Source organism: Bombilactobacillus mellifer, from assembly GCF_000970795.1.
Lineage (GTDB): Bacteria > Bacillota > Bacilli > Lactobacillales > Lactobacillaceae > Bombilactobacillus > Bombilactobacillus mellifer.
Window position 1 is genome coordinate 89288 of the sequence record NZ_KQ034028.1, and the last position, 13825, is coordinate 103112.

The 13825-nt window shown below is 41.5% G+C and carries 14 protein-coding genes; 7 read left to right on the forward strand and 7 right to left on the reverse strand.

The genetic code is table 11. The features are described 5' to 3' along the window. Nucleotides 1-173: 173 nt before the first annotated feature. The 5 genes from JG30_RS00380 to JG30_RS00400 form a co-directional block, all read right to left on the reverse strand. Nucleotides 174-1004: a phosphoenolpyruvate hydrolase family protein gene (locus tag JG30_RS00380; protein ID WP_046315200.1), complete on the reverse strand. Its 831-nt coding sequence runs from the start codon at nt 1002-1004 to the stop codon at nt 174-176. Nucleotides 1005-1010: 6 nt separating this feature from the next. Next, nucleotides 1011-2225, reverse strand: a complete 1215-nt coding sequence (locus tag JG30_RS00385; protein ID WP_046315202.1) for a Tm-1-like ATP-binding domain-containing protein — start codon at nt 2223-2225, stop codon at nt 1011-1013. Nucleotides 2226-2310: 85 nt separating this feature from the next. Then, nucleotides 2311-3492 carry a phosphoenolpyruvate hydrolase family protein gene (locus JG30_RS00390; protein WP_046315204.1) on the reverse strand — a complete coding sequence of 394 codons (1182 nt, stop codon included), beginning with the start codon at nt 3490-3492 and terminating at the stop codon, nt 2311-2313. A 154-nt stretch (nt 3493-3646) separates the two neighbouring features. Next, the gene (locus JG30_RS00395) at nt 3647-4990 is read right to left on the reverse strand and encodes a M20/M25/M40 family metallo-hydrolase (RefSeq protein WP_046315205.1); all 1344 of its coding nucleotides are present in this window, start codon (nt 4988-4990) and stop codon (nt 3647-3649) included. A 165-nt stretch (nt 4991-5155) separates the two neighbouring features. Beyond that, entirely contained in the window at nt 5156-6391 is a 1236-nt protein-coding gene (locus JG30_RS00400; RefSeq protein ID WP_046315207.1) for an MFS transporter, read from the reverse strand. 178 nt (nt 6392-6569) lie between these two features. Between JG30_RS00400 and pyrF the strand changes: the two genes are divergently transcribed. The 3 genes from pyrF (at nt 6570) to JG30_RS00415 (ending at nt 9547) form a co-directional block, all read left to right on the forward strand. Continuing rightward, entirely contained in the window at nt 6570-7280 is a 711-nt protein-coding gene (pyrF, locus tag JG30_RS00405) for an orotidine-5'-phosphate decarboxylase (protein ID WP_046315209.1), read from the forward strand. Further along, nucleotides 7280-7924 (forward strand): orotate phosphoribosyltransferase, encoded by a 645-nt coding sequence (gene pyrE, locus JG30_RS00410; RefSeq protein WP_046315211.1) that lies wholly within the window; start codon nt 7280-7282, stop codon nt 7922-7924. Before pyrF ends, pyrE begins: the two co-directional genes overlap by 1 nt. Before the next feature lie 339 nt (nt 7925-8263). Beyond that, nucleotides 8264-9547, forward strand: a complete 1284-nt coding sequence (locus JG30_RS00415) for a solute carrier family 23 protein (RefSeq protein ID WP_046315213.1) — start codon at nt 8264-8266, stop codon at nt 9545-9547. 77 nt (nt 9548-9624) lie between these two features. Here JG30_RS00415 and JG30_RS00420 read toward each other — a convergent pair whose 3' ends face one another. Together JG30_RS00420 and JG30_RS00425 are read right to left on the reverse strand one after the other, a co-directional pair. Beyond that, nucleotides 9625-10053: an Hsp20/alpha crystallin family protein gene (locus JG30_RS00420; RefSeq protein ID WP_232354680.1), complete on the reverse strand. Its 429-nt coding sequence runs from the start codon at nt 10051-10053 to the stop codon at nt 9625-9627. A 202-nt stretch (nt 10054-10255) separates the two neighbouring features. Next, nucleotides 10256-10993 (reverse strand): TerC family protein, encoded by a 738-nt coding sequence (locus JG30_RS00425; protein WP_046315215.1) that lies wholly within the window; start codon nt 10991-10993, stop codon nt 10256-10258. Nucleotides 10994-11336: 343 nt separating this feature from the next. Between JG30_RS00425 and lplA the strand changes: the two genes are divergently transcribed. The 4 genes from lplA to JG30_RS00445 all read left to right on the forward strand — a co-directional run bounded on the left by lplA (nt 11337) and on the right by JG30_RS00445 (nt 13825). Next, entirely contained in the window at nt 11337-12350 is a 1014-nt protein-coding gene (gene lplA / locus JG30_RS00430) for a lipoate--protein ligase (RefSeq protein ID WP_046315217.1), read from the forward strand. Between the two features lie 175 nt (nt 12351-12525). Continuing rightward, the gene (locus JG30_RS00435) at nt 12526-12855 is read left to right on the forward strand and encodes a PTS sugar transporter subunit IIA (protein ID WP_046315219.1); all 330 of its coding nucleotides are present in this window, start codon (nt 12526-12528) and stop codon (nt 12853-12855) included. Between the two features lie 135 nt (nt 12856-12990). After that, nucleotides 12991-13446: a CopY/TcrY family copper transport repressor gene (locus JG30_RS00440; protein WP_052725139.1), complete on the forward strand. Its 456-nt coding sequence runs from the start codon at nt 12991-12993 to the stop codon at nt 13444-13446. Then, nucleotides 13439-13825 carry a cupredoxin domain-containing protein gene (locus tag JG30_RS00445; RefSeq protein ID WP_046315222.1) on the forward strand — a complete coding sequence of 129 codons (387 nt, stop codon included), beginning with the start codon at nt 13439-13441 and terminating at the stop codon, nt 13823-13825. Before JG30_RS00440 ends, JG30_RS00445 begins: the two co-directional genes overlap by 8 nt.

Here is a 13825-nt window from a genome sequence, read left to right on the forward strand (position 1 = left end):
GGTGACGGGGTATCAATTATTAAGATGCGATGATGGTAGATGAGTAGAACTATTCATGATGGTGATCAATAGATTAAAAACCTTGTAGGACTGCAATTAGTTCCACAAGGTTTTTTCAATGGCTCAATTTCTTGTAAAAAAAAAGCCCGCCAGCGGCGAGCTTTTGAGATTGATTACTTGGTAATTTTCTTGAAGGCTTCGGTTTGTTGTTTAATACCTTTTTCTGCTGCAAAGCGTTCGATACTGGAAGCTCCAAAGAAGCCGTCAATGCCATCAACACGGTCAATCACATATTGTGCATCTTGAGGTTCGGCAATTGGACCACCATGACAAATAACCATAATGTCGGGGTTAACTTTTCGACCAGCATCCAAGATAGCTTGAACCTTCTTCACGCTTTCATCCAAAGTAAGTGCAGTTTCGGCCCCAATGGAACCTTTAGTCGTCAAGCCCATGTGGGCAACTAATAAGTCTGCGCCGGCTTCAGCCATTTTAGTAGCTTGTTCAGGATCAAAGACATATGGCGTTGTCAACATGCCTAATTCATGCGCTTGGCGAATCATGTCAACTTCTAAGTCATAGCCCATGCCGGTTTCTTCCAAGTTTTGCCGGAAAACGCCATCAATAAGACCAACTGTCGGGAAGTTTTGAACGCCGCTAAAGCCTTGAGCTTGTAGTTGTTGAAGATAAATTTTCATAACCCGGAATGGATCAGTACCACAAACACCTGCTAAAACGGGTGTATGTTGCACGACTGGTAAAACTTCGTGACCCATGTCCATCACGATTTGGTTAGCATCGCCGTATGACAATAAACCAGCTAAAGAACCCCGACCAGCCATTCGGTAACGACCAGAGTTATAAATAATTAGCATATCCGCGCCGCCGGCTTCACTGCTTTTGGCAGTAATACCTGTACCGGCACCAACACCTACTAAAATTTCTTTTTGAGCACGTTTAGCTTGAAAGTCAGCAATAATCTGCTCGCGATTTCGATTGTCCATAATAATTTAATTCCTTTCTGCCATTAACTGTTGTAAGGCCTGCACACAATACTCGGTAAATTCGGGATCATTAATGTTATAAGGCAGTTCAATGATCTCGACTTGCGCATTTGTAATCTCTTGGTGCAAAGTTGTAATTAACGCTTGATCAGCCTCGGGATCATCAAAAGGTTGACCACTAGCATCTAATTGCGAAAAACCCTTAGTGGGCAAGACCAATTTCAAAGGTGCTTGGGCAGCATTAAGCTTTTGGGCGATAAAGTGCGCCATGCGGACATTTTCTTCCCTAGTGGTCCGCATTAAGGTTACCGATGAATTATGTTTGACTAAATTACGCTGCTGATAAGCTTCAGGGACCGTATCCCAGGCGCCAAAATTCACCATGTCTAATGCTCCTGGTGCAATAACTTGTGGAATTTTGGCATTAATACCGGCTTCCAAACGTTGTGGTCCGGCGGCTAAAACTCCCCCAAACAATTGATCGGCAATTTCCGTAGTAGTTAAATCTAAAACTCCTTGGAAATAGCCCTGGGTAATGAGTTTTTCTAAAGTACGGCCACCTGTCCCAGTAGCGTGGAAAACCAATGTATCAATGTTTTGTTGTGCCAAAAGCTCCCGGGCATGGTCCACAGCCGGTGTGGTCACCCCAAACATCGTAGCACCCACCACGGGCTTATCTTCGGCTGCCAAAGGAACTTCATTTTGAACCATGCCCGCTAAGGCACAGGCAGCATTTCTAAAGATCATGGTGGAAACAGGATTTAACCCTGAAACATCGACAATGGATGGAAACATGTTAATATCACTAGTGCCCACATACAAACTGGTATCACCGGAAGCCACAGTGGAAACCATGACCTTCGGCACACCTAAAGGTAATTCTTGTAATGCTGGAGTGACTAAAGAAGTGCCTCCTGAACCGCCTAAAGACATGATACCTTGGAAGCGATTTGCTTGATAAAGTTGAGGTAAAACTTTTTTTAAGCCTTGAGCCAAAATTTCGTTAATCTCACCTCGGGTGCTGTGCCCTCGTAAATCGGCTAACGTTTGACCTTGAGCTGCCGCTATCTGCTCGGCCGCGATATCCGGTTTTAACTTAGGGGTAAATACTCCCACATTAATAGTTAAAACTTGTAGTTTTAAATGTTCGAGTACTTCTTTAACATAGGCAAATTCTGCTCCTTTAGTATCAAAAGTCCCGACTAAAGCAACTGTTTTCATTAGCTACCCTCCTTGATGATTACGGTTACGATGATATCGTTTTACTTCGCAGAATAACAGGTCTTGATGTTTGAATAACTAGTGTTTAAATCCGGCTCTGATAAGTGCGGGGCGACAAATGAAAATATTTTTTAAAAGTTTTATTAAATTGCGCATAGTCCGCATAACCAACCATTGCCGCGATATTCGTTAAGGTTTGGGGACTATCATGCATTAATTCAATGGCTTTATTAAGTCGATATTCAATTAAATAGTTAGTAAAAGTTTGGTGAGTGCGCTGTTTAAACAAACTACTGAGGTAGTTCTTGGATAAATGTAAAGTTTGGGCAAAATCAGCTAAGTAGATGGGCTCGGAATAATGCTGGGTAATATATTCTTTAATATAAACTATGGGATCTACATAAGGTTGTTCTTGCTGGAGAATTTGGTTGGTTAAGGCATCGTTGGTAGTCACATTGGCGTGTTTAAAGGCTTTGATTTGTTCCATAATGGTTTGTTCAGGAATAATACGTTCAAAAGTAGAGCCCCCAATATAGCCCGCCAGATTAGGGAGTAAATTATACATATAACGCACTTCGGTGAGATTATTTAACACGCCGCCATAAATCATAATCAAACTGGTGCTGCGAGCTTTCTCTAATTTGGTACAAATATCTTGAGTAGTGCGAATCATATTTTCAAAACTAGTAATCCGATTGGCCCCTAAGCGACCGCCCGCCGTCAAACCTAAATGAATACAAATAATATCTGTGGGAATGCTACTAGCCGCTAGTGCTTCTTGACTGTTTGTGACAAAAGCCACCGTGAGTAGTTGGGCTTGATGCGCTAATTGGAGAAAGTCAAGTTCCTGCTCAAAAGTAATCCCGGCTTCCGTCAGTCCTTCGCGAAATTGCCCATCAATGAGACTGACGGTTGGATAATTCACCACCCCAGCCAAATTATGTTGACGTAAAAAGTTTAATAGGGAATTGAAATTAAGCTGCGGATCCGTCGCGTTGATCCCTAAAATACAAGGCGCCTTGGGAGCTACTGGTAAGATTTCTTGCGTAGCAATTTGTTGAATCTGCTGGTTACTATTAATAAAGGGTAAATAGCCGGCTAATGAGGAACGTCCCATTTGACGAAATTTGCCAGAATTTAAAATCATAATAAAATCAATCCCCGCATTCATGGCATTTAAAGCACTCATGCCGGTAGCGGTACTGAGGCCTAATAACGGTAGCTGCAGTTGGTGTTGGACCATTAATTTTTGTTGTAAATTTGTCATAAACGTACCTCATTCTTCACAGAATCACACCTTTTTACTTTTTATTATAAGAAAGTTTTGAGTAAAAATTGTGGTGCACTGAAGAATTTTTGACATTAAAAAACTCTGACGATGAAGTCAGAGCTTGTATTTTTATAAACTAATTAAGAAATATTTAATGGTGAGAGGCACCATAAGTGGCTAAAACGCGGGCGAGATAATAAGTTCCGGTTTGATAATCTTGTAAGCGGATATTTTCATTAGGGGAGTGGGGGTGACTGCCGGCATAGCGAACACCGACCAGGACAATCGGAGTGTGCAGTTGATCTAAAAATGGTTTGATTGGACCCGCGCCGGGCATATTAGGAATTAATTTGACCTGCTCTGCCCCATAAACTTGATCAGCAATAGTTTTGGTCATTTGAATAAAGGGATCTTCTAAATTACTGCGACCGGCAGCTTCGCCTAAACGGTACTCTACTTGGACATCCCCGAAACCGTTGTGTTCCAGCTGTTGTTGAATCAAGTGGACTATTTTGTGCGGGTCTTGGTTAGGCACTAAGCGGCAATCAAGCTTCGCATGGGCTTCTTTGGGAATAATGGTTTTACTGCCAGGCCCGGTATAACCTGCCGTGAGGCCATTAATGGTTAACGTGGTACCATTGACTAATTCCATTTTCGGATCTTTAGTGATCAGCGGCTGCTGTAAGTCATAATTACGTCGCACCTTATCTTCGTCAAAATCCATTGCTTGGGTAGCGGCTTGTTCAGCAGCCGTGAGCGGGCGAATATCATCATAAAATCCGGCAACCGCAATGTGATTATCAGGAGTTTTGAGAGAAGCCAGGGCTTGCACTAACCGCCAAGCGGCATTATCAGCGTAGACAGCTAAGGAAGAGTGGAGATCCGCCGCGGCCGTTTTTACATGTAAGTCGAAACTGACTGCGCCTTTAGCGCCACAAACAATTTGAAAATTCTCATTTTCGTCTTTACCACCGCCTTCCCAAATACAGACATCGGCTTTTAAATCAGCAGCATGGGCGGTGACATATTGAGCAATATGCGGACTGCCGATTTCTTCTTCACCTTCGATAATAAATTTTAAATTACAAGGCAGTCCGCCGTGATCTTGAAAATACTTAATCACTGTCAACCGGCACATCAGCTCGCCTTTATCATCACAAGCACCTCGAGCAATTAAGCGACCATCTTGGATGGTGGGTTCAAAAGCAGGTGTTTTCCATTCATCTAAAGGTTCGGGCGGCTGGACGTCATAATGATTGTAGAAAAGCACAGTCCGGTCACTTTGGCCTTGAAATTCAACAAACAGCACTGGATTGCCGCCTTGATCTGTCCATTGCTCAACGCGCTGGGCGCCTAAATCGGTAAATTGTTGTTGCAGCCAAGCACAAGTTTCCGTAATACCCTGGTTTTGGGCCGACACACTGGGTAGCGTCAGATATTCTTGTACTTGGGGGAGATGATCTAAAGCAAATTGTTCTAAAGTCGTTTTTTCCATAAACTTCTAACCTCACTTCTGTATGATTCCACGGCGATAGCTTGTGGGCTATTATAACACACGTTTTCTAATTAAATTAAAAAAATATAATAAAAGGCATAAAAAAACCTCTGTCGCAATTATTGAACAGAGGTTCAGCTTATAAAGTAGCACGCAGTGGCCAAGTTATTCGTTGATTTTACCTAAATGGCGGAAACTCGGAATACTAAGCATCGTCAGAAAACTAATAACATATAAAATCGATAAAAATCCCATTACAACTAAGAGAGAATAATGATCCATTAAAAAGCCAATAACCACTGAGGAAAAACCGCCAATTGCGCGTCCTACATTCACAATGACATTATTGGCGGTCGAGCGAATGGCTGTCGGATATAAGCGGCTAATCACGGCGCCGTAGCCACCAAACATTCCATTAGAAAAGAAACCTAAAATAGCACCTGCCAATAGTAAGGTGATTTGATTAAAGGCTAAAGTAATGCCAAACACGGAGAGGGCAGAAGCCAATAAGAAAATACCAAAGGCCCGCCGGGGACCAAAATAATCTAAAATTTTACCAAAAGTCATCATGCCGATACTCATGCCCACAATTGTGGCAATCATCCACAAGGAGGAACCGGAAATGCTCAAACCCAAGCGCTTTTGCATAATTGAAGGCAACCAGTTCATTAAGCCAAAGTAACCGGCAATTTGGACAATCACCATTAACATTAAGGCTAAAGTTTGATAAGTACGTTGAGGAGTTTGGAATAAAGCTAGCACACTGACTTTTTGTGCGGACGTTTGTTGTTGCTGTTTGACCTGTAAGAATTCTTCACTTTCGTGGACATGCCGCCGGATAAAATAAGTTAAAAGTACCGGAATCAGACCAAATAAGAATAATTCCCGCCAGCCAAATAAAGGCAACATAATCGCCGCACAGACGGCTGCCAAGATAGCGCCAATTTGACCACCAATCGCGGCGACTGACGTCATAGTACCAATATGATCCCGGTCAAAATTTTCAGCAATCAAAGTGATGCCGACACCATATTCACCGCCGGCGCCGATACCAGCTAAAAAACGTAAGATGTAAATCGTAGTGATATCTTGAGCCCAATACATTGCCGCAGTAGCAAAAGCAAAAATAAAAATAGTATAAGAAAAAGTTTTGACACGGCCAAAACGATCTCCCATGATGCCAAATAAAATACCACCCACTAACATGCCTAAATTAGTAATGGACGAAATCAAACCCGCTTGCGCGCCGTTGATTTTTAAAGTGGCGGCGATGGATGAAAGTGCAAAAGATAAAAACATAACATCCATGTTTTCTAAAGCAAACCCCGCCGAAGTGGAAGCAATGGTCCATTTCTGATTAGTAGTTAGTGCGTGGTGTTTCGCAGCAGTTAAAGCCTGCATAACTGATCCCTCCAAAATGAATGCTCACCGACATTCGATTATTTTGTTTAGCTGTCGCTATAATTACACAAAATTAAGGAAAAAGCAAATTTTAATTTTAAAATTTTTTGAGTTTGACGAAATTTCATTCTTGGTTTAAGCTACCGCTAGCAAATGTAATTGGTTAAAGGTGGTAATCATGAAACCGGTATTTATTGCTTTAGATTTTGCTTCACAGGCCGAAGCACTCGATTTTTTAGATCAATTTCCAGCAACACAACCATTAGCGGTGAAAGTAGGCATGGAATTATTTTACAATGCGGGTCCGCAATTGCTGCAAATTTTTCAACAACGCCACATTCAAGTGTTTTTGGATTTGAAACTATGTGATATTCCCCATACTGTGCAACAAGCTGCCGCACAACTAGCTCAACAACAAGTAGCTTATTTAACAGTGATGGCTCTGGGCGGCAGTAAAATGATTCAAGCAGCTCAACGTGGTTTAGCTCAAGGGCATCAACCCGGCACACCACGTCCAAAATTACTTGCCGTGACACAATTAACGTCGATGTCTGAACAACAGATGCAACAAGAATTGCAGGTACAGACTTCCTTGCCGGAATCGGTCACCCATTTAGCGCAATTGGCACAAGCAAATGGGGCTGATGGCGTGATTGCTTCGGCGTTAGAAGATCCGAAAATTCATCAAGCAACCAGTGCCAATTTCTTATGTATTAATCCCGGTATTCGGCTACAAACCATGACTGCCGACGATCAGGAACGCGTCGTGACACCGCAACAGGCGGCGCAATTGGGCAGCGATGGTTTAGTAGTGGGACGGCCGATTACCCGCGCCGCAGATCCTGTCGCCGTGTATCAGCAAATTTTACAAGAATGGAGTGCCGAATAATGTCTGATTTTAATCAACAAATTGCCACAGATTTGTTGGATATTCAAGCAGTGCAATTAAATTTATATCAACCGTTCACTTGGGCCAGTGGCATCCAATCCCCGATTTATACGGACAATCGTAAAACTATCGCCTATCCGCTGGTGCGCCAACATATTGCCGCCGGCTTGGCTGAGTTAATTCAAACTTATTATCCTCAAGCAACTGTCGTGGCCGGTGTGGCGACTGCCGGGATTCCACATGCCACTTTGGCTGCAGATCGTTTAGCACTACCTTTGAGCTACGTGCGCCCGCAGCCCAAAGACCATGGTACAGGGCAACAAGTAGAAGGCTATCAAATGCAGGCCGCTGACAAAGTTGTAGTTTTGGATGATTTGATTTCTACAGGCGGCAGTGCTTTAAAAGCAGTCCAAGTAGTCGCACAAACTAAAGCGCAAGTGCTAGGAGTGGCGGCCATTTTCAGTTATGAACTGCCTGACAGTCAAAATAATTTTGCCCAAGCCCAAATACCATTACACACACTGACTAATTACAGCACTTTGACCCAACAAGCCCATGCCCAGGGGCAGTTTAGTGCACAAGAATTCGCCTCCTTAACACAATGGCGTCAAGATCCGTGGCATTGGCAAGGTTTGCATAAGTAATTATTGAAAAATAGTTGTGCTTGCTCTCCAGCAAATTTGGGGGGGCAATTCTTTTTGCATAACTGCTAGTAGCAGTGCTAAGTTATTCACTAGACACTGCTGCATATGTCATTTGTCAACGAAAACTCGTAGAAACCAGGTCTTCAGGTGAACTCTTGAGGGGACCACTACAAACAAAAGAAGTCATAGTTGACAATTACTACTTTTCATTTTAACATGTACAAAATCAATCCTTTAAGAATAGTCCCGTGAGACTGTGAAGGTTAACTAAGAATCCTTGTAAACCACTTAACTCCTCATAGTTCACGACTATGGGGATTTTTTTCGGGAGGAAATTCAATGGCAACGAAAAATCAGGAAATTGTGCTGGATATTTCTGATCGTCCCACGCCCGGTCATTGGTTTGGCTTGTCGTTACAGCATTTGTTTGCAATGTTTGGTTCCACTGTCTTGGTGCCAATTTTAGTTGGACTCAATCCGGGGATTGCGCTCTTTAGTTCTGGTGTCGGCACGTTGATGTATATTCTGATTACTAAAGGTAAAATTCCTGCTTATATGAGTTCCAGCTTTTCTTTCATTGTACCGATGGTAGCTTTAATGAAAACTGTAGGCTATCCCGGCATTGCCCAGGGAACTATTGCAGTCGGAGTCGTATATTTAATTGCTTCATTAATCGTAGCGGCTATTGGGTCCGATTGGATTGATCGTGCTTTGCCGCCCATTGTCGTGGGCCCAATTGTGATTGTGATTGGGTTATCGTTAGCGGGTACGGCCGCCAAAGATGCCACTATGAACGGTAAGAATTATGATGTGAAATATTTTATCGTGGCACTGGTAACCGCGTTAGTGACAGTGGCTTTTAATATGTATCTCAAGGGTTTTTGGAGCCAAATTGCGATATTGCTGGGAATTATTGTCGGATATCTGATTGCTGTGGCCTGTGGCTTGGTGAATTTTACGCCGGTATTGCAGACCCCTTGGTTTAAGATCCCTGATTTTGAAATACCTTTTGTGACCTATCGACCGCACTTTTATTGGGGAGCCATTGTGAGTTTAGCGCCGATTGCTTTTGTGACGATGACGGAACATATGGGCCATATTATGGTCTTAGACGGATTAACTCATCGCAATTTCTTTAAAGATCCCGGTTTAAATCATACCTTGGCAGGTGATGGCACGGCCTCGATTTTGGCTGGTTTAATTGGTGGGCCACCGATTACGAGTTATGGCGAAAATATTGGCGTGATGGCCATTACTAAAATTTATAGTGTGTGGGTTATTGGTGGTGCCGCAGTTTTAGCAATGATTTTTGGTTTTGTCGGCAAATTGAGTGCCCTTATTCAAAGCATTCCTTCACCAGTTATTGGCGGGATTAGTTTCTTATTGTTTGGCGTGATTGCTTCCAGTGGGTTACGAATTCTCATTGATAATCAGGTTGACTTTAATCAAAAGCGTAATTTAATGATTGGTTCGTTGATTTTGGTGATTGGAATTGGGAATGCTTATTTGCAGATTGGACAGTATCAGTTTTCCGGGTTAGCTGTAGCGACTATTTTAGGAATTATTTTAAATCTAGTTTTGCCTCAGCAAGCAGCCAGTGAACAAGCTGCCGATCCACATTAACTTAGTACTGGTTTGATAGGACAAAAAAAGAGTACCTCTGGTTTGTAAGAGGTACTCTTTTTTAAATAGTTCATTAATTATTGAATTTCTATTTTATGATCATTGTGGGGTAATTCATGAGCTTTAGGTAGATGAATTTTTAAGCAGCCGTCTTCATATTTCGCGGTAATGCCGGGACGATCAACATTAGGTAGACGATATTGCCGGCTGAAGCGTCCAAAAGAACGTTCATTCATAATCATATCGCCTTGTTGATTGCTGGCGTCACTTAAAGAATCGCGATGAGCGGAAACCGTCAAGATGTCATGATCGTAATCTAGAGTAATGTCTTTTTTATCAATATCTGGCAGGTCAATTTTGACATCATAAGCTGCTTTGGATTCAGCTACATCTGTTTTCATATTGTTATTTGGTAAGGCATGATTCCAATCGTTAAACCACCGATCCATGTCATTAAACATATCAAACATATCACCACGCCGGTTCATTAAATTGTTTGCCATCATTGATTACTTCCTTTCTGATTACATCATTATAATAGTCCTTTTTTTGATAAGATGCAAGTAATTATCACTATAAATTGATGAGTGCTAATGATTTTTTTACTCCAGATCAAAGTCTGCTAGCAAAAGAGTGCAGCGCTAGGCTGAAGAGCAGTCTGTGCTAAATAAAAAGGCTTAGCTATGGGTTATAGCTAAGCCAGATCATTTAATTAGAACGGTGATGTTTTCGCCAAAAATGAATGATAAAAGTGATTACAAAAGCAACGACCAGCACGAGCGTAAAGATAGAAGTCGGAATTTCGATATCAATGGCTGGAATAGATAGGAAAAGTTTTGCCGCAATGAAAAAGATCAAGATATAAGCCATTGGTTCCAACTCGGGGATTTTATTCATGAGGTCCATAATTAGTTCAGCTACCCCTCTCATAGCCACAATACCTACAATACTACCGATTAAAATAATGACGGGATTATTGGATACCGCAATCAGTGTCAAAACGGAATCCAACGAAAACATGATATCAGTAAATTCTACAGAGATAACAACCTGCCATACTGGAGAGAGGCCTTTAATACGAAAAAGATGGATTTTCTTTTTCTTTTTAGTAATTTTTTCATGGAAAAAACGCCACGACATGTAAACCAGATATAAACTACCTAAGACCTTAATCCAAACTAAATTAATTAGATAAGTGCCAATACCAATAACTAAAAATCGGAAAATAAAAGCTCCCCAGATTCCGTAAAACAAAGCCTCTTCTTGTTGCTTGCGTTGAGGTAGCGTATGGGCTTGGGCAGCTAAGACAATCGAATTATCTACTGACAGTAAACATTCCATAATTACTAACGATAAAATTAACAACCAATCATTGGGAGAAGTAATAACCGTCTGCCAATTATGCAGATCAAAAAAAGGTTTATAGAGATTAATTAAAAACTCCAATCGTAGCTCCTTTACAAAATAAAAATTACATTTTTTCTGAATATCAATATACCATATCTCTCAAGCGGGGGTGTAGTTTTATCTGCTTTTACAGCTCAGCAAATTAAAGAAACCGCTTGCTTTTTGATAAGTAGTGAATTATTTTTAAATTAGACATTTAAGTAGGAACACCAGCAAAAAATTGGGGCTGCTCTCAGTGTTTAGCAATTCAGGGCACTGATTATCGCAACTGCTTTGTTCCACGGCCATTTTGTGCTGGAAAAAGCTAGTCATAAGATGGGATTATTTCAGTGGAAAATCGGCTAGCGTCAAGTTACTTTAAAGTAAAGGAGTACTGTAAGTTATGTATTATGTTGTCATGCCTTCGCGGGATATTCGCGAGAATTTAGCCACAGAACAATATTTAATGAATCAGAAAAACTTTGATGAACCTTTAGTATTATTCTATATTGAAAAGCCTTGTATCATTGTCGGCCGGAACCAAAACACAATGGAAGAATTAAATAATGATTATGTCCGTGAACATCAGATCACGGTAACTCGCCGGCTTTCAGGTGGTGGGGCAGTATATCAGGATTTAGGTAATTTATGCTTCAGTTTTGTGGTGGATGCGCAAGATGAAAAATTTGGCGACTTTCAAAAAATTACTCAACCCATGGTCGACGCCTTACATCAATTAGGCGCAACAGGGGCAGCAGTTTCTGGCCGGAATGATATTTTAATTGATGGCAAAAAATTTTCCGGAAATGCAATGTATACACGCAATGGCAAAACTTTCTCGCACGGAACATTGTCCTATGATGTCGACTTAGATGTTTTGACCCATGCCTTGAAAGTGAACCCTGATAAAATTCAATCTAAGGGAATTAAATCCATTCGCAGCCGCGTCACTAATATCCGTCCTTACTTAAAACCAGAGTATCAAAATCTGACCACAGAACAATTTCGGGATATTTTATTATTGGCATTGTTCCATGCTGATAATTTGGCAGATATTCAAGAGCACGAATATCAAATTACCGCGGCTGATCAAGCCCAAATTGATCAATTGCGTCAGCAATACTATGACAATTGGGATTGGGTCTATGGCAAATCGCCAAAATTTACTGTGAAAAATCGTAAGCATTTTGATATGGGAACAATTGATGCCCGGTTACAAATCGAGCATGGCAAAATTCAAGGTATCAAATTTTACGGCGATTTTTTCGGTTCGCAAGATGTACAGCAATTGGAACAACAGCTTGTGGGCGTGGTTTATAACTATGATGCTTTACAACAGGCGCTACAACCGATTGACTTAGATCAATATTTCCATGGCATTGATGCGACCGCTATTTTAAATTTAATTGCCCCTTAAAAGAGCAATCCAGTCAACACCCAATTAGTTTTGACTATTAAGGGCAGAATATTGTGTGCTCTTTAGGGCAGTAATTGTTTCTCATTTTAGGACACCACTGTCAACAGAACAGCTACCATTATGCCGCAATTAAAACCCCGATAACTAACTAAATCTGAAGATCACGGAGGAGTTCATGGCCGCTATCCCCACGCATTTAGAAATTCTGATGGGCTTGATTATTACTGGTTGTAATGCCAAAGGGGCTGCTTTTGAGGCCATTAAAGCAGCTAAAAAACAAAATTTTGTGCAAGCTCTGCAAAAATTGCAGGAGTCTGACCAATTCTTAAGTCAAGCCCAGCAAACGCAATCGCAAATGTTGACTGAAACCGTTGCAAAGAAGCAATCAACCGTTACCTTTTTAATGATTCACGCGCAAGATCATTTAATGAATGCCCGAACCTTTCGCGATTTGGCGGGTGAATTAGTCGATGTCTACCAGCAATTGCTTGATCATTCAAATTAATGTTTAAAAAGTCCACTTTTTTTCATCTCTCGGCTGAGAGATGATTTTTTTGAGTAAATGGTTTACAAATGTAAACCAAACGGGTATGATAAGTTCAGTTGACAAATGTAAACATTAAGAAAGGGAGGCCGATAGTTGACAAGTACAAGTAAGCAGATCAGCTCGGCGGAATGGGAATTAATGCGGGTTGTCTGGACTTTAAAAACCGCCAGTAGTAGGGAAATCATTCAAGCCGCCCAGCAACAGCAAGCTTGGAGTGCTTCCACCATTAAAACTTTATTACGGCGTTTAGTTCAAAAAGGCGCTTTACAAACCCAAAAGACACCGCATCATTTTGTCTATTCCCCACAAATTACCGAAGGGCAAGCGCAAGTGGACTTGGCCGAAAATTGCTGGCAGCAAATTTGTGATATGAAAAAAGGATCCATATTACAGCATCTAGTACAACAAAGCCCGTTAAGTCAAACGGATATCCACCAATTACAAAAAATTTTGACTACCAAACTGCCCAGTGCGCCCCAAAGCGTTCCTTGCAATTGTTTGGCAACTGCAGATCATTGTTGCATCGGAAAGGAGACGCAAGATGACTAAAATAATTGTTTTCTGCTTAGGTTTAGTATTAATCGGCTTGATTATTTGGTGGTTTTTATTACCCCATGCCACCACGACGGCAACAGCGCAAGTGCAAGACCAACAACAAGTAGTCGATGTGCAAGTGGCTGGCGGTTATGATCCGGAAACAGTGGTCTTGCGCCAAGGGATTCCAGCGGTCTTGAATTTTCGCCGCAGCGATCCCTCCAGTTGTTTAGATCATGTGGTCTTTCCGGATTTTGGGATTAATCAAGCCTTGCCCCAAAATCAAGTAGTTCCTATTAAAATTGATACGCAAACTGCAGGTGAGTATTCTTGGGCTTGTGGTATGGATATGTTTCATGGCAAATTAATCATTCAAGCGGCACAGGAGGAATAA